General features: G+C 38.8%; 26 protein-coding genes. 12 read left to right on the forward strand and 14 right to left on the reverse strand.

Annotated elements, in window-relative coordinates; translation table 11 throughout:
* Positions 1-39: 39 nt before the first annotated feature.
* Together BLS33_RS21835 and BLS33_RS21840 are read left to right on the forward strand one after the other, a co-directional pair.
* The gene (locus BLS33_RS21835; RefSeq protein ID WP_089894968.1) at positions 40-1308 is read left to right on the forward strand and encodes a sterol desaturase family protein; all 1269 of its coding nucleotides are present in this window, start codon (positions 40-42) and stop codon (positions 1306-1308) included.
* Between the two features lie 120 nt (positions 1309-1428).
* Positions 1429-2190 carry a creatininase family protein gene (locus BLS33_RS21840; protein ID WP_089894970.1) on the forward strand — a complete coding sequence of 254 codons (762 nt, stop codon included), beginning with the start codon at positions 1429-1431 and terminating at the stop codon, positions 2188-2190.
* A gap of 66 nt (positions 2191-2256) precedes the next feature.
* On the opposite strand, the gene BLS33_RS21845 is transcribed toward BLS33_RS21840, so the two are convergent.
* The 6 genes from BLS33_RS21845 to rsfS form a co-directional block, all read right to left on the reverse strand.
* The gene (locus tag BLS33_RS21845) at positions 2257-2517 is read right to left on the reverse strand and encodes an acyl-CoA-binding protein (RefSeq protein ID WP_089894972.1); all 261 of its coding nucleotides are present in this window, start codon (positions 2515-2517) and stop codon (positions 2257-2259) included.
* Complete coding sequence (locus BLS33_RS21850; protein ID WP_089894974.1) at positions 2507-3181, reverse strand: phosphatidylserine decarboxylase family protein; 675 nt, start codon at positions 3179-3181, stop codon at positions 2507-2509. The genes BLS33_RS21845 and BLS33_RS21850 overlap by 11 nt, the downstream gene beginning before the upstream one ends.
* Positions 3171-3974, reverse strand: a complete 804-nt coding sequence (locus BLS33_RS21855; RefSeq protein WP_089894976.1) for a phosphatidate cytidylyltransferase — start codon at positions 3972-3974, stop codon at positions 3171-3173. The genes BLS33_RS21850 and BLS33_RS21855 overlap by 11 nt, the downstream gene beginning before the upstream one ends.
* Before the next feature lies 1 nt (position 3975).
* A complete protein-coding gene (locus BLS33_RS21860) occupies positions 3976-4587 on the reverse strand; it encodes an LUD domain-containing protein (protein WP_089894978.1) in 612 nt (203 codons plus the stop codon).
* Between the two features lie 63 nt (positions 4588-4650).
* Positions 4651-6654: an ATP-dependent zinc metalloprotease FtsH gene (ftsH, locus tag BLS33_RS21865; protein WP_089894981.1), complete on the reverse strand. Its 2004-nt coding sequence runs from the start codon at positions 6652-6654 to the stop codon at positions 4651-4653.
* A gap of 9 nt (positions 6655-6663) precedes the next feature.
* Entirely contained in the window at positions 6664-7041 is a 378-nt protein-coding gene (gene rsfS / locus BLS33_RS21870; RefSeq protein ID WP_089894983.1) for a ribosome silencing factor, read from the reverse strand.
* 92 nt (positions 7042-7133) lie between these two features.
* Here rsfS and BLS33_RS21875 point away from each other — a divergent pair, with 92 nt between their 5' ends.
* Entirely contained in the window at positions 7134-7865 is a 732-nt protein-coding gene (locus BLS33_RS21875; RefSeq protein WP_089894985.1) for a biotin--[acetyl-CoA-carboxylase] ligase, read from the forward strand.
* Positions 7866-7886: 21 nt separating this feature from the next.
* Here the strand turns inward: BLS33_RS21875 and BLS33_RS21880 are convergent, their stop codons facing one another.
* Both BLS33_RS21880 and pyrE read right to left on the reverse strand, forming a co-directional pair.
* Positions 7887-8279, reverse strand: coding sequence for an orotate phosphoribosyltransferase (locus BLS33_RS21880; protein WP_089894987.1), 393 nt, complete (start codon positions 8277-8279; stop codon positions 7887-7889).
* A 4-nt stretch (positions 8280-8283) separates the two neighbouring features.
* A complete protein-coding gene (gene pyrE, locus BLS33_RS21885; protein WP_089894989.1) occupies positions 8284-8925 on the reverse strand; it encodes an orotate phosphoribosyltransferase in 642 nt (213 codons plus the stop codon).
* 7 nt (positions 8926-8932) lie between these two features.
* Here pyrE and BLS33_RS21890 point away from each other — a divergent pair, with 7 nt between their 5' ends.
* Positions 8933-9520 carry an NUDIX hydrolase gene (locus BLS33_RS21890; RefSeq protein WP_089895099.1) on the forward strand — a complete coding sequence of 196 codons (588 nt, stop codon included), beginning with the start codon at positions 8933-8935 and terminating at the stop codon, positions 9518-9520.
* 10 nt (positions 9521-9530) lie between these two features.
* Here the strand turns inward: BLS33_RS21890 and BLS33_RS21895 are convergent, their stop codons facing one another.
* The 5 genes from BLS33_RS21895 to BLS33_RS21915 all read right to left on the reverse strand — a co-directional run bounded on the left by BLS33_RS21895 (position 9531) and on the right by BLS33_RS21915 (position 15410).
* The gene (locus tag BLS33_RS21895; protein ID WP_089894990.1) at positions 9531-11279 is read right to left on the reverse strand and encodes a M14 family metallopeptidase; all 1749 of its coding nucleotides are present in this window, start codon (positions 11277-11279) and stop codon (positions 9531-9533) included.
* A gap of 146 nt (positions 11280-11425) precedes the next feature.
* Positions 11426-11830 (reverse strand): response regulator, encoded by a 405-nt coding sequence (locus BLS33_RS21900; protein WP_089894992.1) that lies wholly within the window; start codon positions 11828-11830, stop codon positions 11426-11428.
* The gene (locus tag BLS33_RS21905) at positions 11817-13664 is read right to left on the reverse strand and encodes a PAS domain-containing sensor histidine kinase (RefSeq protein ID WP_089894994.1); all 1848 of its coding nucleotides are present in this window, start codon (positions 13662-13664) and stop codon (positions 11817-11819) included. The genes BLS33_RS21900 and BLS33_RS21905 overlap by 14 nt, the downstream gene beginning before the upstream one ends.
* 285 nt (positions 13665-13949) lie before the next feature.
* Positions 13950-14402: a pantetheine-phosphate adenylyltransferase gene (gene coaD, locus BLS33_RS21910; RefSeq protein WP_089894996.1), complete on the reverse strand. Its 453-nt coding sequence runs from the start codon at positions 14400-14402 to the stop codon at positions 13950-13952.
* A gap of 33 nt (positions 14403-14435) precedes the next feature.
* Positions 14436-15410: a D-alanine--D-alanine ligase gene (locus tag BLS33_RS21915; RefSeq protein WP_089894998.1), complete on the reverse strand. Its 975-nt coding sequence runs from the start codon at positions 15408-15410 to the stop codon at positions 14436-14438.
* Between the two features lie 99 nt (positions 15411-15509).
* Here BLS33_RS21915 and BLS33_RS21920 point away from each other — a divergent pair, with 99 nt between their 5' ends.
* The 6 genes from BLS33_RS21920 (at position 15510) to BLS33_RS21945 (ending at position 21466) form a co-directional block, all read left to right on the forward strand.
* Positions 15510-16097: a PASTA domain-containing protein gene (locus BLS33_RS21920; protein WP_089895000.1), complete on the forward strand. Its 588-nt coding sequence runs from the start codon at positions 15510-15512 to the stop codon at positions 16095-16097.
* 3 nt (positions 16098-16100) lie between these two features.
* Positions 16101-17126, forward strand: a complete 1026-nt coding sequence (locus BLS33_RS21925; RefSeq protein WP_089895003.1) for an RluA family pseudouridine synthase — start codon at positions 16101-16103, stop codon at positions 17124-17126.
* A 261-nt stretch (positions 17127-17387) separates the two neighbouring features.
* Positions 17388-17849, forward strand: coding sequence for a GyrI-like domain-containing protein (locus tag BLS33_RS21930; protein ID WP_089895005.1), 462 nt, complete (start codon positions 17388-17390; stop codon positions 17847-17849).
* A gap of 32 nt (positions 17850-17881) precedes the next feature.
* Positions 17882-20122: a hypothetical protein gene (locus BLS33_RS21935; RefSeq protein ID WP_089895007.1), complete on the forward strand. Its 2241-nt coding sequence runs from the start codon at positions 17882-17884 to the stop codon at positions 20120-20122.
* A gap of 165 nt (positions 20123-20287) precedes the next feature.
* Complete coding sequence (gene yaaA, locus BLS33_RS21940) at positions 20288-21049, forward strand: peroxide stress protein YaaA (RefSeq protein ID WP_089895009.1); 762 nt, start codon at positions 20288-20290, stop codon at positions 21047-21049.
* Between the two features lie 57 nt (positions 21050-21106).
* Entirely contained in the window at positions 21107-21466 is a 360-nt protein-coding gene (locus BLS33_RS21945) for a hypothetical protein (RefSeq protein ID WP_143017671.1), read from the forward strand.
* Between the two features lie 4 nt (positions 21467-21470).
* Here the strand turns inward: BLS33_RS21945 and BLS33_RS21950 are convergent, their stop codons facing one another.
* On the reverse strand, positions 21471-21599 hold the full coding sequence (locus tag BLS33_RS21950; RefSeq protein ID WP_089895014.1) for a 30S ribosomal protein THX: 129 nt from the start codon (positions 21597-21599) through the stop codon (positions 21471-21473).
* A gap of 223 nt (positions 21600-21822) precedes the next feature.
* Between BLS33_RS21950 and BLS33_RS21955 the strand changes: the two genes are divergently transcribed.
* A complete protein-coding gene (locus tag BLS33_RS21955) occupies positions 21823-25275 on the forward strand; it encodes a pyruvate carboxylase (RefSeq protein ID WP_089895016.1) in 3453 nt (1150 codons plus the stop codon).
* Between the two features lie 133 nt (positions 25276-25408).
* On the forward strand, positions 25409-26095 hold the full coding sequence (locus BLS33_RS21960; RefSeq protein ID WP_089895018.1) for a uracil-DNA glycosylase family protein: 687 nt from the start codon (positions 25409-25411) through the stop codon (positions 26093-26095).
* Positions 26096-26398: the final 303 nt, after the last annotated feature.

The following is a 26398-nucleotide window of genomic DNA, read 5'->3' on the forward strand; positions in this document are numbered from 1 at the left end:
TTAAGATTTTCGTTGTAACTGAAAATGATAAATATCTAGATGGATACGTACGCAAATGCGCTTTTATATGCCATTCCTTTTTTTATGTTACTGCTCGTTGTTGAAATTGCCTACGGGCATTTTGTGAAGAATCAAAAGCATAAAGTCATGGATTCTGTTTCGAGCATTAGCTCGGGCCTGACCAACATCATTAAGGATTCATTGGGCTTAGGGTTAATTTTGGTTTCTTACCCCATTCTTCTTGAGTATATGGCCGTGACAAGTATAAAAGCAACTTGGGGCGTCTGGTTGGTTGCCTTTATTGTAATTGATTTTGCGGGCTATTGGAACCATCGGTTAAGTCATAAAATCAATTTTTTTTGGAATCAACATGTAATTCATCATAGTAGTGAAGAGTTTAATTTAGCCTGTGCATTGCGACAGTCAATTTCTAATTTGATTGGTTATTTCCCTCTTTTGCTGATTCCTGCTGCGGTAGTTGGTGTGCCTAATGAAGTAATTGCCGTGTTGGCACCGATTCATTTATTTGCACAGTTCTGGTACCACACCCAACATATAGGTAAAATGGGATGGTTGGAATATATCATTGTAACCCCATCACAGCATCGTGTGCATCATGCCATTAACCCTGAGTATATCGATAAGAATTTAGGTCAGATTCTATGTGTTTGGGATCGTTGGTTCGGTACCTTTCAAGAAGAACTTGAAGAGGTGCCTCCGCAGTATGGAGTGTTGAAACCTGCAGCAACTTGGAACCCTATTCATATTAATTTTCAGCACCTTTGGAGGTTGATTCAAGATGCTTGGCGAACGAAGCGTTATTATGATAAAATTAGAATTTGGTTTATGCCGACAGGGTGGAGGCCAGCGGATGTCAAAGAGAAGTATCCCGTGACAATAATAACCGATGTATATGATTTTGAGCGTTATAATACGCCGTCTTCGTATATGTTCAAGGCATATGCTATATTTCAAATGTTGGCGGCAACCTTTTTTCTGCTCTTTATGTTTTTTAATTTTACGGCTATCGGTTTTGACGGACTCTTACTTTTTGCCGCTTTTGTTTTTATAGGAATCTACGGGTATACCAGTCTGATGGACCGTAGACCGTATGCTATTTGGATTGAGTTGGGGCGCAGTATCATGGGAATCTTATTTGTTTTGCTTACTGGAGATTGGTTCGGGGTCAATACTTTTTTGTCATGGGGGAGTATGCTCGTGGTTATTTATTTTTTGATTACGATATTCGGAGGGGTATACTTTACCTATTTGGAAAAAGACACCATCAATTCTTCCTTGATAACTTGATGTAGCTGAATGTGCCGTTTGATAAGATCTAGAATTTCAATTCCTCAACTAATAGAATATTAATGAAGAAGCACGCATTTACGAATCGACTTCTTAAGTTTGTATAACTAAACCTAAAATATGAGACCATACATACTTGCCGAGACTAATTGGGAAGCCTTAAAAGACGCAAAATTCGATTTGGCAATTCTCCCATGGGGAGCTACAGAAGCGCACAACTATCATTTGCCTTATGGCACCGATATTATCGAGGCCGACCATCTTGCGGCAGAATCGGCCAGAATTGCATGGGATAAAGGGGGAAAGGTTGTTGTGCTTCCTACCATACCTTTTGGAGTAAATACGGGTCAGCCCGATATTTATCTCGATATGAATTTGAATCCGAGTACGCAATTGGCGATTCTCACAGATGTTGTTGAGGTTTTAAATCGACAAGGAGTTTATAAATTGTTGATTTTCAACAGCCATGGTGGTAATAACTTTAAACCTTTGGTACGTGAATTGGGATTGAAGTTTCCGAAAATGTTCATTAGCTTCTCGATGTGGCCCGATGCTTTGGATAAAACAAAGTACTTTGATGAAAAGGGTGATCACGCAGATGAAATGGAAACAAGTATGTTACTTTATTTAAAACCTGAATTGGTATTGCCGAGGGAAAAATGGGGAGATGGAAAGGATAAGAAGTATAAAATAAAATCTTTTTCTGAAGGATGGGTCTGGGCCGAACGCAAATGGTCGAAAATAAGTGAGGATACTGGCGTTGGTAATCCGCATAAATCTACCAAGGAAAAAGGCGAGCGATTCTTTAAGGACGTAACCGAGAAGATCGGAGCCTTCTTCTATGAGCTCTCTAAGGCAGATCTAGATGATCTTTACGAGTAGAATGAGTAGGACTTGGAGTTGCTGAAAAAAGCGCTTATAATGTAATTCGAGGCTCAGTAGGTCAAACTATTTTCTGATTTCTTTATTCACCAACATCGTATATTGCTCCATCGCCTCTTCCCGGCTTATATTTTTGGCCTGAAACAAGGCATTGGCCTTGAAGGCGTTTATAAGCGGTGTTTTGCTTCCAGGGTTATTGAAGTTCTTGTTGGCTATTTTATAATAAGCGTAGAGTTTCAGTAAAAGATCTGCAGGCAAAGGGTTTGTATAGTTGTTTACAAATTCAACAGCCTCTAAAAAATCAGTATTTATCTTTTTAGTCTTCATGATCTTTTCTCTCGATCGCGGCGGCTATGCAGGTCTTGGCGCCAATCACTTTTTGGTTTAATCGTACAGTTATCGCACAGTCTAAAGGTAAGAATAAGTCTACCCTAGAACCAAATTTAATAAATCCGGCATCTTCACCCTGTTGAACGTTTTCACCTTCTTCGGCATAGTTTACAATACGTCTTGCCATTGCTCCCGCTACTTGACGGTACAAAATGTCTCCAAATTTAGGCGTTCGCATTACTACAGTCGTACGTTCATTGTCAGTACTTGATTTAGGATGCCAGGCAACCAAATATTTTCCTGGATGATATTTAGAGTATTTTATCTTTCCACTAGCAGGATACCGTGTGACATGTACATTTACAGGTGACATGAAAATAGATACCTGTTTACGTCTATCGTGGAAGTATTCAGTTTCCTCGACTTCTTCTATAACAACTACTTTACCATCGACGGGAGCCAGAATTTCGTCGAAGTTCTTGATCGGATTTCTTTTTGGGTTTCTAAAGAACTGAAGAATTAAAATCAGTACCACCAAGGCCGTTATTTGAAGTGCCCAGCGTAACCAAGGAATTTCAATATAAAATTGTGCTAATAAAACTGTGGTAGTGACCAGAAAAAAAGTAAGCAATATTATTTTTTGGCCTTCTTTATGAAACATTGGCAATGATGTTAAGTGTTAAATAGGCAAAAGGCGCTGCAAATATTAAACTGTCTAAACGATCCAGCATTCCTCCATGGCCTGGCATGATGGCTCCACTGTCTTTTACGCCTGCGTCCCTTTTAAATTTCGATTCCACCAAATCCCCTAGACTACCTGCCACTACAATTATGGCAGCCAACGAGACCCATTGGGCTTGGTTAACGATTGGCTCATATTTGGCCATGAAATAGGCTGCAGCCAATGTGAAAACTAAACCTCCAATAGCACCCTCCCAGGTTTTTTTTGGAGAAACACGGGGGAAAAGTTTTCTTTTTCCAAAAGCTCTGCCTACCAAATATGCAAATGTATCATTAATCCAGATGAGAATAAAGATACCCATAATCAGAAATTTTACAAAGTCATCGTTGGTATATGGAATCATTGTCAAAAAGATGCATCCTCCTCCTATATAGAAGAGCCCGATCATAAACTTTTGAAAGGTATTAAATAATTTTTCTTTTTTTGAAAATAGATAAAATAAGAGCGCAAAATTTACGGCTATAGTAACAAACAATAACACGTAGACCACGAACATGTCGTGTACAAAATAGATGAAGGCCCACCATAACGCCAGATAGGCAATGAATATGTGGTATCCTTTTAGACCTACTAACCGTTTATATTCGTAGAGACAGGCAAGGCCAAAGACCATGAACAGAAAATCAAAGGCATCGGAACTAAGAAAGACAGCGGATAAAAGTAAAAAAATATACACTGCACCTGTGAGCGATCGCCTTAAAATTTCCCTCATGCTATAGATCTTCCAATAATAAAAGATATAGATTCTTAGAGCTGCTTCCGTAGGTTAGAAAGTCATCTGAATTCTCATTGGTCGCCTGAAAATGTTTGAGCGTGGTTATATTGGCAGGTATATTATGACCGTATTTCCTCTTAATGATTTTTAACCCTTCGCCAATAGATTCAACTAATTGGCTAGTGGTAGAAAAAACGATAATGTTATCAGGCAGTTCGTATAATTTTTTTTCATGAAGTTGATTGGAGCACACTAAAATAGAGCCATTTTGGGCAATCAAATGCTCACATGTAGTAAAAAATACCTCGCTGTTTTTTGCCGAATTAACAAAGCTCAGGTTTTCCTTGGAAAATTTGTTCTCGAGCTTTGGATCCATTACAAAGAAAGGATAGTCTTGCCAATCATTTTCTTTTACGATGTTTTTTAAGGCCTGCGATACTTCGGCAAAAGAATCGCAATAAATAAACTTACCACCATTTTTTCTAAAATGGATGGTAAATTTTTCATCTACGGGCAAATCCAAATCAGGCATGTGTACCCCACGAGTTTCCGAAGTTTCTCTGGAAACCTTTTTCTTGCCACCGCCAAACAACTTGTCAAATAGCCCCATTTGAATAATTAATAAACCCGCTAAATTAATACGTTCTTTGTTAAAGAACAACGATAAATACTGTTATTTATTTTCTTCGGTTTCTTCCTCAAGAGGCAAATCGTTTGTGTCTTCGTCATTTGAGAGTTTTTCTTGACCTTTTTTATCAAACACTTTGTCAAAAGGTCTCTTTCCGAAAATTTTCTCCAAGTCCTCTTTGAAAATAACCTCTTTTTCAAGCAAACGCTCGGCAAGTATAGTTAATTTGTCCTTGTTTTCTTCAAGTACTTCAATTGCCCTTTTATATTGATCCTCGATAAGAATAGAAATTTCCCGATCTATTTTTTGGGCAGTATCTTCACTATAAGGTTTAGAGAAGCCATAATCGGTCTGGCCCGATGAATCATAATAGGTAAGATTTCCGATTTTATCGTTAAGACCATATACGGTGACCATGGCCCTAGCTTGTTTGGTAACTTTCTCCAAATCACTAAGTGCACCTGTGGAGATTTGGTTGAAAATAACCTTTTCCGCGGCCCTACCACCAAGTGTAGCGCACATTTCATCTTTCATTTGTGCCGGGCGAACAATCAGCCTTTCTTCAGGTAGATACCATGCGGCACCCAATGATTGCCCCCTTGGCACGATAGTAACTTTTACGAGCGGTGATGCGTGTTCGAGCATCCAACTTACGGTGGCGTGCCCGGCCTCGTGATACGCAATCGTTTTTTTCTCCCCTGGCGTAATGATCTTATTCTTTTTCTCTAAACCGCCTACAATTCTATCTACGGCATCTAAGAAATCTTGCTTAGTTACTGCTTTTTTCTCTTTACGAGCAGCAATTAACGCAGCTTCATTACAAACGTTGGCAATATCTGCACCGGAGAACCCAGGCGTTTGTCTTGCCAAAAAGTCAAGGTCTAAAGTCTCAGCCGTCTTAATGGGGCGTAAATGGACTTCAAAAATCTCTTTACGCTCGCGAATATCAGGAAGGTCGACATAAATTTGTCTGTCAAACCTACCAGCGCGCATTAGGGCTTTGTCAAGTACATCGGCACGGTTGGTAGCTGCCAAGACAATAACATTGGTGTTGGTGCCAAATCCGTCCATTTCGGTCAGCAATTGGTTCAATGTATTTTCACGCTCATCATTAGAGCCTGTAAAATTATTTTTGCCCCTGGCCCTTCCGATGGCATCAATTTCGTCAATGAATATGATGGCAGGCGACTTGTCTTTCGCTTGTTTAAAAAGATCACGCACTCTAGAGGCTCCGACCCCTACGAACATTTCTACAAAATCAGAACCTGATAAAGAGAAAAAGGGAACCTTGGCTTCACCGGCAACCGCTTTGGCTAATAAGGTTTTTCCCGTTCCTGGAGGCCCTACCAAAAGGGCTCCTTTGGGAATTTTACCTCCTAAAGAGGTATATTTATCAGGGTTTCTTAAAAAGTCTACAATTTCCTCAACTTCTTCTTTGGCTCCTTCAAGGCCTGCAACATCTTTAAAAGAAGTACGGGTATCGGTCTTCTCATCAAAAAGTTTCGCTTTTGATTTGCCAATATTGAAAATTTGTCCACCAGCACCACCGCCACCGCCGCCAGACATGCGACGCATCAAATAGATCCAGATACCTATAATCAAGATAAAAGGAAGGATACCCAATAAAAAGTCGCCCAAATAATTAGATTCCGTATCGTAATCGACAATGGTGTCTAGATTATTTTCTTGCTTTATTTTCTTGATTTCATTTTCAAAATTCTGGAGATCTCCATAATCCAAAATATATTGAGGAACTATACCTGAAGATGGGAGGAACGGCTTTTCTGAAACATCTTTATGTACACCTTTTTGAAGTGCCTCGTCTGTTAGAAAAACCTTGGCCTGCCGCGTATTGGTGATAATCAATATTTTACTGATATCACCATTTCTCAAGTACTCTTGAAGCTCGGAGGTAGTCGTTTTTTTTGTGTTGGATAGATTACCGCTGCCAAAAAGTTGAAAAGCGATTACTAAAACCAGAATAAGTCCGTAGATCCACCACGAACTGAACTTGGGTTTTTTAGGATTTGTATTGTTATCTTTTGCCATTATTTTTTTTTACTGATTAATGCTATTTTCCACTTCGATGACCTTAGCATCGCCCCAAAGACCTTCTATGTCATAGAATTCCCTAATATGTTTCTGAAAGACGTGAACTACCACGTTGACATAGTCCATAAGAATCCATTCGGCATTATCTTCTCCTTCGATATGCCAAGGTTTGTCCTTGATAGCTTTGCTAACTGTTTTTTGGATAGATGAAACTATAGCATTTACATGCGTGTTGGAGGTACCATTACAAATGATAAAGTAGTCACAAACGGTATTCTCTATTTCCCTAAGGTCAAGTAAATTAATGTCGATTCCTTTTACTTCCTCTATTCCTTGTAAAATTAATGCAATTAACTCGTCTGCACTAGCTTTCCTTTTTTGCATTCAATAATTTTAGTTTGTACAAAGTTATTATTTTTTTGTTCTTTTACCCTAGTTTTTGACAATTGATTAAAGATTCACACTTCTGGGCTACGATGCAAATAATCAAACTTAATGCCACGGACTCGACCAATGCCCACTTAAAAAAAATGTTGGTCGGCCAAACCCTCGATGATTTTACCGTCGTAGTTGCTTCCGAACAAACCAATGGAAGGGGGCAAATTGGTACTAATTGGACTTCTGAAGCTGGTAAAAACCTAACTTTTAGCATTTTAAAAAAAATGAATGGTTTCGCCGTAGACCATCAATTTCTATTAAACATTTGTGTTTCTTTAGCTGTTTTTAATACTTTAAAAGCCATCCACATTCCCGATTTAAGTATAAAATGGCCGAACGACATTCTGTCAGGTAGCTCCAAAGTTTGTGGTATTCTTATTGAAAACACACTTGCAGGAAATCAAATTCAGGCATCGGTAATCGGTATCGGACTGAATGTTAATCAAACCAACTTTACTAACCTTCCTAACGCAACTTCTATAAAATTGTTGTTAGGGCGAAGTTTTGATTTGGATGAATTATTGAACATGGTTTTAACGAATCTCGAAAAGATTTTTATTTCCTTGGAAAAAGGGGGTAACAATACGTTATGGACGGCGTATGAAAATGTGCTATTTCGAAAAAATAAGCCATCTACTTTTCAAAATGGAGCAGGAGATTACTTTATGGGTTTTATAACAGGGGTTTCGGAAATGGGAAAACTCTTGGTGACTCTCGAAGACGATGTTCTAAAAGAATTCAATTTAAAAGAGGTTAAACTTTTATACTGATTAGTAAAACTTCAGAACTAATTATACATTTTCAAGATTTTCAGATAATGTGCCCATGAAATTTGTAATAGGGTTTTTTATCATCATGGCCATCATGGCATTGAATTGTCCATCGAAACTTAGGGCAACCTCACATGAATTTTCGCTTAAGGTTTTGATATCAGCGGTCAGGGTGAAAGGTAGTTTTTCACTTGCTGCACCAAGAATCAATTGACTATTAGGGGTTTCTTTCTTACGCTCAAGTACGATTTCAGGCATTCCTTTTAAGGCGAATAGAAATCGATCTTTGTTTAAGACTTCGAACTTATCGATAGTCTTGGGCATCAACTTTTCAAAGTTTTCTAGATTTGTAAGAAAATCAAAGACCTCTTTGTCGCTTTTGGCAATTACTTTTTTTTGGGTTTCTATAAACATAATATTATGGGTGCCATTGTGAAGGATTTTTTCTCCACTCTAATAATGTATTCAGTTGATCATTCTTGATATAGCCGGTCGAACAGGCCTGCTGTACGAGGTGGTTATAATCACTCAGCGTATGTAGTTCGATCTCTTTTTTTTCAAAATTCTCTGAAGCCACGTCAAAGCCATACGTAAATATGGCCAACATGCCCTTGATTTTTGCTCCGGCCTCATTAAGGGCATCCACAGCGTTTAAGCTACTTTTTCCGGTGCTTATTAAATCTTCAATGACGACTACGGTTTGATTTGCTTCTAATTGTCCTTCGATTTGATTTTGCCTTCCATGTGATTTGGCCTCGGGTCGTACATAGATAAAAGGAAGTCCCAAATAATCGGCTACCAACATTCCTATGCCAATAGCACCAGTGGCCACACCTGCGATTATATCTGGTTTGCCATACAACGCTTCAACCTGCTTTGCCAACTCTCCACGTACATAGTTGCGAATGGCCGGATAGGAAAGTATTATTCGGTTGTCACAATAGATAGGAGATTTCCAACCTGAAGCCCAAGTAAAAGGATTTTCGGGTTTCAACTTAATTGCATTAATTTGCAACAGAAGCTCTGCTGTTTTTTCGGCGCTGTTTTTGTCTAAAATCATTACGCAAATGTATAAAGTTTTTGTTAAAGAATCACCCCTCATTTTAACAAATGAATTATCAGAAATAGCAAATAGCAAATACTTCCCGCTAAATGGAGATGCTATGAAAGAAGCTATTGATGCTCTGGCGAAGAACAAGCTGACCGAAGCTTATATTTACCACCCGAACCACGAGGAAATTCTTAAGAAATTTAGCAAAAAAATTCCTATTGAGGTTGCCGCAGGTGGTGTGGTCACTAACAAAGAGGGGAAAGTTCTTTTTATTTATAGAAATGATAAATGGGATCTTCCGAAGGGTAAACTTGACAAAGGTGAAACCATTGAAGAGTGTGCCGTGCGAGAGGTCGAGGAAGAGACGGGTGTGAAGGGATTAAAAATCGAAAATTTTCTGAGTACCACGTACCATATCTTTAAAAGAAATGGTAAATACAAACTGAAACAGGTGCATTGGTATGCCATGAAGACTTCCTACGATGGTAAATTAAAGGGGCAAAAAAGTGAAGGAATCGAAAAAGTGAAATGGAAAGGGCCTAAAAAAATCAAAAAAGCCCTTGAGAATTCATATACAAATATTAAGACATTGTTTGGAGAGTGATATCATTGTGTTATTTCAAAATTCTATAGACCGGATACTGTAAGTGGGCCGGTTCGTAATATTTAGAATGAAGGTATATCCAGTTTAATTGGGCGAACCAATCATTATTGAAGGCAGGCTCCAAGGCTTTTTTTTCTTCGAAGGAGTCTTTTAAGAAGGAATTGTTTTCCAAGATTTCGGCGGCCAAATCTTCAAACACATAAGGGGAAAAACCTTCCTTTTGCTGTAAAATTGCATCAAAAAAATTCCAATTGAAAAAAGAGTCCTTGGTTGCCGGCTCCATAGTTTCCAGTAAATAGCGTATACCACTTTGGTCAGTTGGAACTACAATAGCACCTTTTGAAAATGTAATTTTCTTTAAACTACCAACGACTTTGGTATTGTCATGTAAATAATGGCCTTCATAAGGATGTTGAGAGGTTTTGTAATCGAGAATTTTGTACGATTCAACCATTAGTGAAGTATCTTGCTTGATGACCGAATATTTGATATGATTTAACTGTAGTCGTGAAATTACCTGCTCCCAACCTTTCTTGATAATATATGCCTTTGGAATTTTTACCGAATCTAAGGGCTTAAAATAATTTTGATAGGGTACTGGTTTTGTAAAAGGCCTTTTACGATTATATTTTAATCTGTTCAAGCCGGTTACCTTACTAATTATCGTGTCAGCTTCGAAACCTTTAAAATTTAGAATGGTCGTTTTTGAAGAATCTATACCCCATTTGGTTGGATAATATGTCCAATTCTTATGTCTTGTTTTTGCCTTGGTTCGTAAAGCCTTTATTCTGGTACCGTCTTTCTCTGCTATGTCGATTATTTTGTTTAGAAGCGCGTAAGTCCCGCGCACTCTTTTATTATAGGGTTTCAACATATGGGTCTCGACCATCATGCCAAAAGTGTTCCAAAGTGCGGCATAACCGGTGGAATATCGAGGATGGTCAATAAATTGTGAGAAGCCCCCTTCTGGAACTTTATTGAACACATTGACATAAGGGGTAATCGGCCAACCGTCTTTTTGCAGTGTGTTTTCAAGGGCGGGCATCATTTCTTTATGTATATAGGCTCCCAACTCACCACCCAATTTATTATGTTGCGTAAAAAGATGGGTCAAGGTATACTGATAGTCGGCGCCGTTGCTCACATGATTATCAATAAAAACATCAGGATCTACCATGTGAAAAATTTCCGTAAATGTGCGACTGTTTTTTGTGTCGTTTTTTATGAAGTCCCTATTGAGGTCATAATTTGTCGCATTGCCCCTAAAGCCATAAGATTTTGGGCCATTTTGGTTGACACGGCTCGTGCTGTTCCTGTTTAGGGCTCCTCCTACATTGTAAATAGGAATGGTGACAATGGTGGTGTTTTTGGGCGGATTGAGTTTTCCAAGGGCGAAATCTCGATATAGTAGCATGGTGGCATCTATGCCATCGCTTTCTCCAGGATGTATGCCGTTATTAATAAAAACAATGGTTTTATTTTTTTTCAATTTTTGAAAATTGAAATTGCCATCGGGATTATAGGTTACCATGTGTAGTGGATAGCCGCTGTCTGTTTCTCCTATAGTTTGAATGTTAATGGCAGAGAATTCTTTGGCCAATTTTATATAGAAATCGATAGCTTGAAGATAAGTTGTGGTTTCTGTACTGTCAGATTGCTCAAAAGGAGTTGGGAAACCAGCTGTTGTGTGGGTTTTCTTGCTTTCGCATGAAATTATCGATAAAATGAATATGGTAAATGCGAATATCCTTATTTTCATTTTTGATAGACTGAACCGTAGAGCGGCATAAAAATAGTAAGCCTAAAAAGGTCTTCATCCCTTAGGCTTTATTAAGCTTTAGTCGCTTCTATTTTTTTGTTACTCCCTTTTTCTATCGTAAAACTAAGAAAAATGATCTTCAGAACTTAAGCAATTTTGGTTATTTCGAAGAGATCTTGTTTTTGAAGAGGTTTGTAATTGAAGGTAATGTTATGGGTGGTTTTAAGTTTGTAATATTCCCATTTGGCCCGGTCTGCCGGGTCGATTGATGATGTTATAATATTTATTCTGGCCCTGTTGGATGCTGGTAGGGTAATGAATTCGTCTAAAAATTGCCAACCATCTATAATGGGCATATTGATATCCAAGAAAATAACCTCTGGAACCTGTTGAGTTGTTTCCAATTTATTTTTTATACCGTCCAGGGCTAGTTTTCCGTTGCTATACGTATCGATAGAATCACAATCTGAAACCGATTTTAACATTTTTTTTATTCCAAAAACTGTTATTGGGTCGTCATCTATAATACAGATGAGATTAATTTTTTTCATTAAAATAGATATTAAAAATAGTTCCTTTTCCGACTTCACTACAGACCATAACTTTTCCTCCCATTGCTTCGATTTGATTCTTGGCAATGTAAAGACCCATACCTTTAGCATCTTTATTAGTATGAAAGGTTTTATACATTCCAAAAAGTTTACTGCCGTACTTCTTCAAATCGATTCCTAAACCATTGTCTTCGATACTTACGATTGTGTAGCCATTTTTACTTGTTGAAGATAATTTTATGATGGGCTTTCTTTCAGGTGAACTATACTTTACTGCATTGGTTATAAAGTTCATGAATATGCTTTCAATATATGCCGGAATAGCTTGAATTGACACATCGTCAGAAATGGAATTGATAATTTTGGCATCGTAATTTTTAAGGAATACAGATAAGTTCTGCTCGATAGCAGTGAGCTTATTATTGATATTTACCGGTTCCTTTTCAAGATTGACATTGCTACTTATGGCAACCACTTCATTTAGATTTTCCAATGTTTCCAATAAATTGTCGGAAGCATGTGTGAGCATTCCGATAATCGTCTCCTTTTCGCTTTCATCATTTTCTTCGACCAAAAAGTCTAAGAGCATTGAAAAGTTGGCGGTATGAGACCTTAGGTTATGGGAAACGATATGGGCAAAATTTATTAACTTTTTGTTCTGAAGCGAGGTTACATTGATCAGGTTTTTTAGTTCTTCCTCCTTTTGTTTTATATTGGAGATATCGAGGCTAAAACCAATAATTCCTATAACTTCATCAACGTCGTTCATTAACGGAATTTTTGAAGTAAGAAAAGTAATAGATTTGCCATCCTTTCGGGTCACTACTTTCTCTTGGTCAAGAATAGGTTTTAAGGTGGTCATTACATAACGATCTTCTTCTTGGCTGCGTAGGGCCGAATTTTCATCCATAAAGTCGAAGTCATCTTTCCCTATAATATCTTTCTCATGTTCTACACCGCAGAATTTAAGTTCGTGTTTGTTGACCAAAACTTTTCTAGATTGAATATCCTTCATAAAAACATTCAAAGGAAGGTTGTCTATCAAGGTCCTTAATAATTGTTGGCTTTCTTTTGTCTTAATCTCAGAAACGACATGTTCATTAATATTTTGAAACGTGCCGATAAGGCCAATGAACTTGTTATTGTTGAACAAGGGCCTCCCTGCAGCGATTACCCACTTATCGTTACCTTTTGCTGTTGTTATCTGTAATTTTTCTTTCCATGGGGTGCCGTCTCTCATGGCCCTATCAACTGCCATTGATATCGTATTTCTACTATATCCTATTTTATAAAAATTTATTCCATTTTCAATGTTGGGCTCAAAGTCAGGGGCGGCCTCATGTATGGCCCTCGTACGTTCGCACCAATTAATTTTGTCTTGAACGGCGTCATATTCCCAACAGCCGATATTTCCATTCTCTGAAATTTCATCGAGAAGTAGCTCTCGTTTTTCAAGTTGAAGTTCAGTTTGTTTTAAATGCGTAATGTCTTCTGATTGAATAATGGCCCCAATAATATTTTCATCATCATCATACCAAGTTGAGTAAGTCCACTCGTATTGTTTCTCAGAGGCTAGAAAAAGGCTACGTTCAATTATAGATTTCTGCTTCTCACCTTGAAGGCAGGCCTTCAACGCTTGTCTACCCTCTTTGCTTGTTCTGCTCAGAAGTGTGAATATTTTTTTTCCAGATAAAATTTGGTCTGAAAAATTAAACTCTTCCAACCATTTATCAGAAACATAGACAATCTCTGACCTCATATTTACAAAGACAGTTGCTTTCGGCAACTGTTTTATAAGGTAGCTAATAGTCGATATTTGAGATCCCTTTAACATTAAAGATGTAATTTCCTACGAATATAAAATGATTTTTTAACAAAGCTGAAGGTTTGTTGTGAATCAAGCCCTACACGTTGTGAATTGTGTATATTGGACATTTATAAAAGAATATTGATAAATTTGTAAGGAATATTAACCTTAATAAAAATGCTATCTCCTATTATTTTCTTTGTCTTAAGGGATGAAAAGTGCGTGGACAAATTTTGAAAAACAAAATAATCTTGACCCTAACTATCGAATACCGAATGTTATAGATATATTTTGAATCGGGTTCTTTTATTACTAAACTTTAACAGAATCGGGTACCAATTCGGTGTAATCGCCTCCGTTGCGTATAACATCACGCACAATGGAAGAACTTATGTAAGATTTCCCTGACGAAGTTAAAAGAAAAACGGTTTCTATTTCCGATAACTTTCGATTGGTATGAGCTATAGCTTTTTCAAATTCGAAATCACCAGGGTTGCGTAGTCCTCTAAGAATAAAATTGGAATTTGTTTGCCTACAAAAATCGATGGTAAGTCCTTTGTAGGTTTTGACCGTTATTTTAGGTTCTCCTTCAAACGCCTTTTCAATAAAACCCATTCGTTCTTCTAAGGTGAACATATATTTCTTATCGGCATTGATACCTATAGCAATAATGAGCTCATCAAAGAGGGTGATGCCTCGTTGTATTATGTCAAAATGACCTAAAGTAATAGGGTCGAAAGAACCTGGAAAAACGGCACGGCGCATAGTGATTTTTTTTGTTGGTCTAAGTTACCTAATTTAGGCTAAAGCTTCTTCGATGGCGCTTTCAAACAATTCTGAAAGACTAATACCGGCCACATGTGCTTGTTGTGGCAATATGCTTTCTATCGTCAGGCCTGGTGTCGTATTTACTTCGAGCATGTAGGGCTCGTCGTCTATAAAAATGAATTCACTTCTAGAAAAGCCCTTCATTTTTAAGATATTATATATTCGAGCGGCAGTTTCCGTTACTCTTCGTTCTTGAAGAGGTGTTATCCTTGCTGGCGTGATTTCTTGTGATTTTCCTTCATATTTGGCCTCATAATCAAAAAAGTCATTTTCTGAAACAATTTCGGTAATGGGAAGAACTTTGGTCTCCCCTTTATATGTAATGACACCAACGGACACTTCAACCCCGTCGAGAAAGCTTTCGATCAATATCTCTTCATCTTCTTTAAATGCCTTTTCAATTCCCTCTTCCAACTTACCCTTCTCGTAGACTTTTGAGATGCCGAAACTACTTCCCGCTTTATTGGCCTTAACAAAACAGGGAAGCCCTACTTTTTCAACAATGGCATCCACATCTATTTCATCGCCGAGGTTAAGGAAATATGATGATGCCGATTTAATGCCATAAGGTTTTAAAACGCTTAAAAGATCACGCTTGTTAAAGGTCAGTGCGGCTTGGTAATAATCACAGGAAGTCTGAGGTATACCTAGCAATTGAAAATAAGCCTGTAGCAGACCATCTTCGCCTGGCGAACCATGAATGGCATTGAAAACACAGTCAAATAAAATGGTTTTACTATCCATTTTTATCGAAAAATCATGTCTATTTACGTTATGTTCTTCGTTATTTTCATCTACATAAACCCATTTCTCCTTAAAAATATGTATTCTATATAGGTTGAACTTTTTTTTATCAAGGTAGTTGTACACCACATTTCCACTTTTTAGCGAAATTAGGTATTCACTTGAATGTCCACCCATGATAATGGCAATATTAGTTTTCATACGGTCGTTATATTATGTAGCCTACATAAATATTATGGGAGGCCCAAAGTACAGAAAAAAGCAATCGGTTTGTTATATTTGTCAGGTCAAAAGTAATCAATGAGAAAATTTTTAAACTTTTTAAGGAGCAAGACTTTTTTGATACAACTCGGCCTAGCCTTGTTGGTATTGATAGTTTTAGTTTTTTTAGTACTACGTTGGTTGAATAATACAACCAATCATGGCGAGTTCGTCGAGGTGCCCGATTTTTCAAAAATGTCGGTAATGGATATGCGAAAGTCTGTTGAAGAAAGTAATTTACGTTATGAGGTACTCGATTCGGCAAACTATAATCCTGATTATCCTCGATTTTCGATAATTGAGCAAAACCCTAAAGCTGGTGAAAAGGTCAAGGAGAATAGAATGATTTACTTTACGGTCAATCCTTCCGGTTATAAAAAGGTAACCGTTCCCCAGATTATTCAGGTTACACAACGTAATGCGGCCTCAATGCTAAGGGCCGTGGGCCTAGATGTTGAAAAGGTATCGTATAGGGATGAATTAGGAAAAGATATGGTATACTTCATAAAATATAAAGGGAAACAGATCAAACCCGGTGATAAATTACCAAAAACTTCGAAGATCGAGCTTGTCTGTGGAAACGGAAATATTACTGAGCAGGCACGTATCAATGCAGAATCAAACTAAGTTATGGGGCCACAAGAAGACCCTGAACTAAGGGAAGATGAGCTGTTCGAGCATCATAGATTTGTAGCTTCAAAAGGACAAGACCCACTTCGTGTGGATAAGTTTCTGATGAACTTTATCGAAAATGCTACACGTAACAAAATTCAGCAAGCTGCGAAAAACGGCCATATTTGGGTAAACGATACCATAGTAAAACAGAATTATAAGGTAAAGGCGGGAGATGAGGTAAAAGTGCTTTTTGAGCACCCACCACATGAGAATTTACTGGTCCCTGAAAATATTCCCTTGAATATTGTCTATGAAGATGATGTTCTTTTGGTGGTGAACAAACCTGCTGGTATGGTAGTGCATCCGGGCCATGGTAATTATTCGGGTACGTTGATTAATGCCTTGATTTATCACTTCGACAACTTACCCGTGAATAGCAATGAACGCCCAGGACTTGTTCATCGTATAGATAAAGATACTTCTGGTCTTCTAGTAGTCGCTAAAACTGAGGCGGCAATGACACATTTGGCCAAACAATTTTTTGATAAGACTTCGGAACGTGAATATGTGGCGCTGGTATGGGGTAATATGGAGGAAGAAGAGGGAACGGTAGAAGGGCATATTGGCCGCAATCCTAAGAATCGATTACAAATGTACGTTTTCGAAGATGGGGAACAGGGAAAAGAAGCGGTGACCCACTATAAGGTGTTGGAGCGTTTGGGCTATATTACGATGGTTTCCTGTAAACTTGAAACAGGTAGAACACATCAAATAAGGGTACATATGAAGCACATTGGCCATACCCTTTTTAATGATGAGCGCTATGGAGGTGATAGAATCCTAAAGGGAACTAGCTTTACCAAATACAAGCAATTTGTCGATAATGCCTTTAAGGTCTTGCCACGACAGGCCCTGCATGCCAAGACATTGGGCTTTGTTCATCCCGTATCGGGGAAGGCTATGCGTTTCGATTCTGAAATCCCAAAAGATATGGTAGACTGTATTGATAAATGGCGTCATTATGCCAAGCACAAAGAGTAATTGACTACCAAAAAAGATTAAGTCATTCGTAAGTAAATTCCTTAAGTAATTTTTATTCTTATCAACCTTTCTACTTGCTAAACACGTAAAATGGTAGCATCTTTTACTGCCACTGTTTGTGCCTTAAAAAACAATTTCCATATTTTATATGAAATGGTTTCATGGTGTAAACTTATAATACTTCAAGATTGAATATTATAGGTTGACATACTGTTGTCATATTGCCCTCGTATTTTTAGGTCAGTTTTAAAAATATAGATTATGGAAAAAATTAATATCGAACCGTTCAAGGTTATCGGAATTTCGATGACAACCTCCAATGAACGGGTTCAGAAGACTCAAGATATCGCAAAGCTTTGGGGGCATTTTATAGCGGAGAAAATCTCAGAAAAAATCCCCAATAAAATTGATAATAGTATCTTGTCAATCTATACACACTACGAAAGCGATCACCAAGGGATTTATGACACGATTTTGGGTTGTAGGGTGAGCACTTTGAATGTTGTTCCCGATGGTATGGTCGGTGAAAGTTTCGGTGGCGGAGCCTATATGAGATTTGTTTCCAAGGGTGATTTCACAAAAGGAGCGGTTTATAATACTTGGACCGAAATATGGAATTCACCTTTGCATCGAATATATTCAGCCGATTTTGAAGTTTATGGCGAAAAATCAAAAGACCCGACGAGTGCAGAAATCGATATTTTTGTTGCAGTAGGGATATAATAATTGAAATCAATTCTAAAGCTGTCAAGTCAATGGCGAAATTTATTTTTTGGGTATTCAGGGGTGGTATTTTAATTATTTTTTGGTGCAACGTTACTTGGGCCCAAGACTTACCGGAAAGTCTTCCTGAAATAAAATATCATTTGACCTCTCCTGATTGGAAACCGTTAGAAACTCCCAAAGAAGCTTATTTGGAGGCAGTAAAGGGAATGGTCGATGTGGCCTATCGGTTTCAGGAAGGGAGTGGTGCTATTATTGATCCCTTTTTGCATCGTGAACACCAATATTCCACACCCTATTATGCGTTTGCTGTAGCAGCGCTTGTAGATTCCGGTTATGCTCCTGAAATGTTGTCATCGGGGGTTCTTGCCATGGAAAAGGCCTTAACCGACTTTTTCAATGGCAATGATAGCATCCCAGATCGACATGGAGAATTTTATATTGCGGCCCTGGCCGAAGCTATGGAGCTGTATAAAGACCATATCCCAAAAAAGAAATACCAGCAATGGGTAGAAATGATAGCTACACCATTAGATAGTATTTGGGATGGCATGAGCAGCCATTTGAACAACTGGCGGACCTATGCAATGAAAGGGGAGTGGGTACGCGCTAAACATGGTTTTATTGACAAGCAGAAGACCGTGGGTTTTATAGAGGATAATTGGAAGAATTATGGGCAGTACCAGCGTATCGGAGTTACCAAATGGAATTTATACGAAGATTGGAGCAGTGACCCCCAATCATTGGCTGTTGAAGCCGTCGGGCGGGGCAATTTAACTTCCATGGCATTGGCGTATGATGGCCCTTCTGCTGAGCATCTAAAGAAGATTGTTCGCAGGGGAGGGGCGACATCGATGCTATTAATGAGTCCGGCAGGCCAATGCCCACCTAACGGAAGAACCGATAATCACGTATTCAATGACATTCTCTATCAACTTATTTTTGAAGTGCTGGCCGAAGATGCCCTAAGATTAAATCAGACAGAACTAGCCGGACAGTACCGAAGATCGGCCTTACTGGCATTCCAAAGTATTGGTCGGTGGAAACGTTTTAATTCGCCTTGGAGTGGATCATATTCAATCGCCAAAAACCATTTTGATTTAAAAAAACGAACGGGTTATCAGCCCGCAAGCCAATGGGGCAATTATAGTGGGGCCATGATGTTTCACCTTGCCGAGGCTTTTTTGACCCATGACTCCGAAATCAAAGAAGTACCTGCACCAACTGAAATCGGGGGCTACGCCATACAGACGGGAAATCGATTTTCAACTTTTACTGCCAATGCGGGGGGAATGCAGGTCTTTATAAATCTACGTGGGGCTTCCGTGCCTAAATATGATGAGTTTTGGACACCTTTGGGAGGAGTACGTTTTTCAAAAATGGGATGGGACGATCGCCTCGGTCCTTCAGATGGAAAAAGAATTAATGTTTCGGATGACCCTGTTCTCAATAGTAAGGGTCTTGGTAATCCGGCCGATGCGATATTTCCACAAACAGGTTTGACATTTGGCCCCACATGGGAGCAAGACGGCAAATGGGTTCGAATTGCCGATATGGCAACGCACTATCAAGGTACGGTGACAACTGAATTTGTACACCCTTTATTGGTGAAATTTAAAATTACATATGCAAGCATTACAGGCCGCGGAGGGCCTCAATTTGAACAAAGGTTTGTCGTCACACCCGATGGAGTAATGACCTATCTCTCTACCACCCAAAATACGCCGTTTGGTTTGACCGTACCTTTATTGACTAATGATGGGCGACCTTTACAAACTCAAATAAACAGCGAAATTGCCAGCACTGGATATACTCAAAGTGGCGATACACAAAATTTTATCGGACTGAACAAAAGTATGGATGTTAGTCAAGATGGAGATGCCATAGAGAGTACTTACGGTTCTTTGTTACCCGTAAAATTCCGATCAAATGACGAACAAACGATAGTCTTTGTATATCCAAAATCAATGGACGCTCCTAATGCAGTTGAAGTTAAAAAGAGTTTTCTGTTGACTGAAAATGGGTTTTCATCGCTGTTGGGAGAAGTTGAAGGAACACTATACGTTGGGAAAAAAACGGCTGGTGGCTATGGTCAATCGTTAGATATAGATCAAGATGGAACGTCGGAATTGGTTTTAAAAAAGGAATGTGGATTTGTGGCGCAACTTGAAAACGATAAAATTATAACGATAGAGACAGATAGCGATGTTATTGCTTCCGTTAACAATAAAACGTTCGAGTTAATGGCTTACCAGCCGATGAACATCAAGTAATATAACTAGCACAGATACTTAAACTCTGTTCAGCTTCAATTTTTGTGTTCAAAAAATAGGGGTGCAGCCATTCTATAAATTTTTTCGATAAGGGCATTGCGAATCTCTTTTTGGTTCTAGGGTTCAACTTAAAATTCTTTCCTATTTTTAAGCAAAATTTAGAAGATGAAGATTGTAATATCCCCAGCAAAATCGCTTGATTTTGAGAGCAAATTGCCTACTGCCAAATATACCGAACCCGCTTTTTTGGACCAAGCTGAAAAGTTGAACAAAATTCTTGAGAAGAAAAAGCCCAAGGCATTGTCTAAATTGATGGGTATCTCCGATAACCTTGCTGAATTGAATTGGGAGCGCAATCAAAATTTTTCTGTGCCATTTACGCCCGACAATGCACGGCCCGCTGTCTATGCCTTTAATGGTGATGTCTATCAAGGTCTTGACGCTTATACTATTTCTAAAGAAAAACTGGGTCAGCTACAAGATACCCTGCGCATATTATCTGGATTGTACGGTGTACTAAAGCCGCTTGATCTTATACAGCCCTACCGTTTGGAAATGGGTACCCAATTAAAAATTGGGCGAAAAAAGAACCTTTACGAATTTTGGAAAAAAGAACTTACGGCGCATCTGAACGCAGAATTGCAAGATGGTGAACTCTTCGTGAACCTGGCGAGTAATGAATATTTTGGTGCGGTCGATGAAAAACAACTCAAAGTGCCCGTGATTACGCCTATATTTAAGGATTGGAAAAATGACAAACTAAAAGTTATTAGTTTTTTTGCTAAAAAAGCCAGGGGATCCATGGTGCGATATATACTTGATTCCAATGCAAAAACGCTGGACGATATTAGAGGTTTCAATGCTGATGGATATGGGTTTAGTCAAGCACATACCTTAAAAGAAAACCAACCAGTTTTCGTTCGATAAAATATAATGCAAAAGACAGCGTTTATTAGATAGATGAATTGCTATCTAAAAATTGCTATGAAAAAGTTTTTAGTGCTTGCCTTTATTAGTTGTATCGTAGTTGTCGGTTGTACCGATTATGATGACAATCTTTCCGGAACCCAAATAAGGGTGCGCAATAACAGCGCTATCGACTTAAGTGAAATTTTTATTGATGAGATAGAATACGGCGAGGTAGCTCAAAAAGAGGCAACTCCCTATCAAAAGTATGATAGTAGCGATTTACCTGAATTTCTCCGTGTGAAAGCCGATTCTTTAGAGTTTGAAGAAGCCGTCGGTAATTTTGAGATCGATTCGGTAATGCTACGGTTATATACCTTTCAAATAGATACCGTTTCGAGTGAAGCGGGACTGAAATTCCGCATTTTAGAGGATTAATTCTCTATTTCTTCTTTGCAATACTTATTTTTTCCTCGACAGTTGGTCTTTTCTTAATTTTTCCCGGTCTTCTGGCACCATACGACTTATTCGCTATTTTACCCCTTCTCGATTTTTTATCTCCTTTTCCCAATGTGAAATTGCTTTATTAGTTATTCAAAATGTAGCAATTTTTATTGTAATAATCAAATTAGCGGCTTCAATATTTTTGTACCGTTATTTTTCTGCTGTATTGTAACAAATTCTCTCAACTTTATAAAGTTCTCGTATTGTTATACTTGGTCAAAAACAGTAGTTTTGTGACATTGCACACTGGCCTGTTATCGGCGCGGTAGTTCATTAATTAGAAGAACTTTATGGAAATTAAAAAGGTTTTAGTAGCGAATAGGGGAGAAATTGCCATTCGTATCTTTAGGGCATGTGTCGAAATAGGTATAAAAACGGTGGGTGTCTACACCTATGAAGATCGCTATTCATTGCATCGCTACAAGGCCGACGAATCATATCAGATTGGTGAAGATACTGAGCCATTGCGTCCGTATTTGGATATGGACACTATCATTAAAGTGGCCAAAGACAATGATGTTGATGCGATTCATCCCGGTTACGGGTTTCTTTCCGAAAATGCAACTTTTGCCCAAAAATGCGCTGATAACGGCATAATTTTTATCGGCCCGAAGGTTTCCGTATTAAAAGCACTAGGGGATAAGATTACGGCTAAGCAAGTAGCGGTTGCCAATAAGGTACCGATTATTCTCAGTAGCGATAAAGACCTTGACACTATTGATATCGCCTTGTCCGAAGCCGAAAAAATCGGTTATCCTATAATGTTAAAGGCTGCTTCAGGCGGTGGAGGTCGTGGGATGCGGGTAATTCGTACCAAAGACGAATTGCGAAAATCTTTTCCTGAGGCACGTCGTGAATCATTGAATGCGTTTGGCGACGATACGGTATTCCTTGAAAAATTCGTTGAGAACCCTAAACATATCGAAATACAGATTGTTGCCGATAACCATGGCAACATTGTTCACTTATATGAACGCGATTGCTCGGTACAACGACGCTATCAAAAGGTAATTGAGTTTGCGCCATCGGTAGGGCTTCCGCAAGAGACAAAAGACAGTCTGTATAAGTACGCTATTGATATCTGTAAGGCCGTTAATTATAATAACATAGGTACGGTAGAGTTTTTGGTCGATGATGACGGCAGTATCTATTTTATCGAGGTTAACCCTCGAATTCAGGTAGAGCATACTGTTACCGAGATGATTACCAATATCGATTTGGTAAAAGCACAGATTTTTATTGCCGGGGGATATAAGCTATCCGATCAACAAATAAAAATACAAGATCAAGATGCGATTCATGTTACGGGTTATGCCCTGCAATGCCGAATCACTACGGAAGATCCGGGGAACGATTTTAAACCAGATTACGGGGTAGTTACGACCTATAGAAGTGCTTCGGGTCTGGGAATTAGATTAGATGCCGGTAGTATCTATCAAGGGGTAAGTATTTCGCCATTTTTTGATTCGATGCTGGTAAAGGTTTCGGCAATCAGTCGAACTTTGGACGGGTCTTGCCGGAAAATGCGCCGGGCTTTGGCGGAGTTCCGCATACGGGGTGTGAACACCAATATGGCCTTTTTAGATAATATCTTGAAGCATCCGACCTTTAGGGAAGGAAAAGTAACGGTGAACTTTATAAAGAACGAACCAGATCTTTTCAAAATTACCGAGCCACGCAACCGTGCCAATAAATTAGTGCAATATTTGGGGGAGACCATTGTAAATGGAAATCCCGATGTAAAGAAATACGACCGGAACCACGTTTTTTCAAAACCTTTAGTCCCTACTTTTCCGAAGACGGAAGAGTATCCAAAAGGAACTAAAGATTTGCTTACTGAACTAGGTCCGGAAGGATTTTCGCAGTGGCTTAAAAATGAGAACAAAATACAATATACCGATACTACGATGCGCGATGCGCACCAAAGCCTTTTGGCAACACGAATGCGTACGGCCGATATGATGAAGGTGGCGGAAGGCTATGCCAAGAACCATCCTGAAATTTTCAGTATGGAGGTCTGGGGCGGCGCTACCTTTGATGTTTGTCTACGGTTTTTACAGGAAAACCCTTGGGAGCGTTTGGCATTGCTACGCAGGGCTATGCCCAATGTACTGTTGCAAATGTTGATTCGTGGTTCAAATGGGGTAGGGTATACCGCGTATCCTGATAATCTTATCGAAAAATTTGTGGAACAGGCCTGGGAAACCGGGGTCGATGTTTTTCGAATATTCGATTCATTGAATTGGATGGAATCCATAGCGCCATGTATCGAATATGTACGTACAAAAACAGGTGGCTTGGCCGAAGGTTCCATATGTTACACGGGAGATATCTTAGATGCCTCGAAAACCAAATACAATCTCAAGTACTACCTGCAACTTGCCAAGGATATCGAGAATGCCGGAGCCCATATTTTAGGGGTAAAGGATATGGCCGGGCTTTTGAAGCCCAATGCAGCTTATGAGTTGATTACAGCACTGAAATCGGAAATCAACATTCCTATTCATTTGCATACCCACGATACATCTTCAATTCAATCTGCTACGTATTTAAAAGCGGTAGAGGCGGGTGTCGATGTCATCGATGTCGCTTTGGGAGGCCTGTCTGGGCTCACTTCGCAGCCCAACTTTAATTCCGTAGTAGAAATGTTGCGGTTTCATGAAAGAGAAAATCCGATCAATACCCAAAAGCTAGCCGAATATTCAAACTATTGGGAAACGGTTCGTAACTACTATTATACTTTCGAGTCCGGACTCAAATCGGGTACTGGCGAAGTGTATAATCATGAAATACCGGGTGGCCAATATTCCAATTTGAAGGGTCAGGCCATTGCCTTGGGCTTGGAGGATAAATTCCCTGAGGTAACCAAAATGTACGGTGAGGTAAATAAGTTGTTCGGTGATATTGTAAAAGTGACCCCGAGTTCAAAGGTCGTCGGTGACATGGCGCAATATATGATCAGCAACAATCTCAGTGTAAAGGATGTTGAGGAGAAAGGTGACGATATTTCTTTTCCAGAATCTGTCAAGAGCTTTTTTAGAGGTGATTTAGGGCAACCTGTTGGAGGTTTTCCAAAGAAATTGCAGAAGATTATTCTTAAAGATGAAAAACCATATACCAGCAGGCCAAATGCCCAAATGGAACCCATCGATTTCGATAAGGAATTCAAGGCATTTAAACGAAAGTTCAATAAAGGTATGGGCCGAGAACTAGAGATGACCGACTTTTTGTCTTATAAACTCTATCCGAAAGTGTTTACCGATGCCTACAACAATCATGTGAAGTATGGCAATGTGATGAACATACCGACTAAAAATTTCTTCTATGGTATGGAAATAGGAGAGGAAATTATGGTAGAATTAGATCGGGGCAAGAATGTTTTGATTTCATTAATGCTGAGGGGTGAGCCCGATGAGGCTGGCAACGTTAGCATCTTTTTCAAGGTGAATGGGCAGTTGCGTAATGTAATCGTAAAAGACACTGCGGTTAAGGTGGACAAAGTAGAAAATGTCAAGGCCGATGCGTCGGATCCAAAACAGATTGGTGCGCCCTTACAAGGCTTGCTATCCAACGTATTGGTGAAAAAAGGAGAAGAGGTAAAGCGAAATCAACCATTATTCGTCATCGAGGCCATGAAAATGGAGACTTCGGTAACGGCAACGGAAGAAGGTGTGGTCGACAGAATTCAATTAAATGGTGGATCGTTGGTCAATAGCGACGATTTGGTGTTGGTGCTCAAATAATACAGAATTCTTTTTTTGTTTGTGTGACAAACCATCGAAAGGTTAAATGAATGCTGTGCTTTTTGAAATAAGGGTCGGGGCTGAGTCGCAGGTAAAATTGCAATAATTGGCGCTTTAATTCGTAACGAAAAAAATGTTTTTACATACCCATCCGTATGCCCCTTTCCTTTTTGAATCTGCCACGAAGCTGATTGTAGGCACCTTGCCCCCGCCACGTTTTACTACAGGAGACTTAAAAGACGGTGATGTTGATTTTTGTTACGGAAGCCGCGATGGTCAGTTATGGCCTATTTTGGATAAAATTTTTGATTTAAATTTAAAGTATGAGGCTTCAGACTTTGCTGTAGCGCAGCGAAAGGCATTCTTAATGCAGCGTAAAATCGGTATTTGTGATATTGTTTCCAGTGCGCAAAGGGATAAAATAGATGCTTCCGATTTGGGAATGCAAAATATCAAATTGCGCAATATATTGGGTTTTCTACAAGATTACCCCAATGTCGATACACTTTTGTTTACAGGTGGGAATAGTAAAAATGGTCCAGAATATTTCTTTAGGAAACATTTAAAAGAATCTGGATTAAGGCTTGAGGTTGTTTCAGATGTAGTTCCGCGAATTCATGAGTTTATGCTTCCTTCAGGTAATGATGAGATATCAAAGATAAAACCTGCCCGAATAGTCAAAACCGTTTCCCTGACCGCTCCATCGGGGGCGGCCAATAGGGCAGTAGGTAGTCTAGAAATGTATAAACAAATGAAAATCAAGAATCCTGAGTTTAATACTTTAGATTTCAGAGTCTTACAGTATCAAGATTTCTTTTAGTACGTTTCAAAAGAACAACAAACTCTCTTTTGAATTAAGCGAAAGCCCATAAATTAGTTTAGTTCAATTGATTTATTGTGAAAAACAGGCCAAACTAAAAAGAGCCTTATCTTTTATGATAAGGCTCCTTCACGAGAACACTATATGAAAATGAAAAAATTACTTCGTTTTATTTAACAAGTTAAAAGTATAATTTCAATAGAGTAAATTGAAATTTTTGTTGTGTATCGTGTTGTTTTTGTCATGTAGCAAGATAAATTTGTTATTTGCGTTAAAAATCTTCGAGCAACAGGGTATTTATAC

Origin of the sequence: Kriegella aquimaris (genome assembly GCF_900103215.1) — a bacterium.
GTDB lineage: Bacteria > Bacteroidota > Bacteroidia > Flavobacteriales > Flavobacteriaceae > Kriegella > Kriegella aquimaris.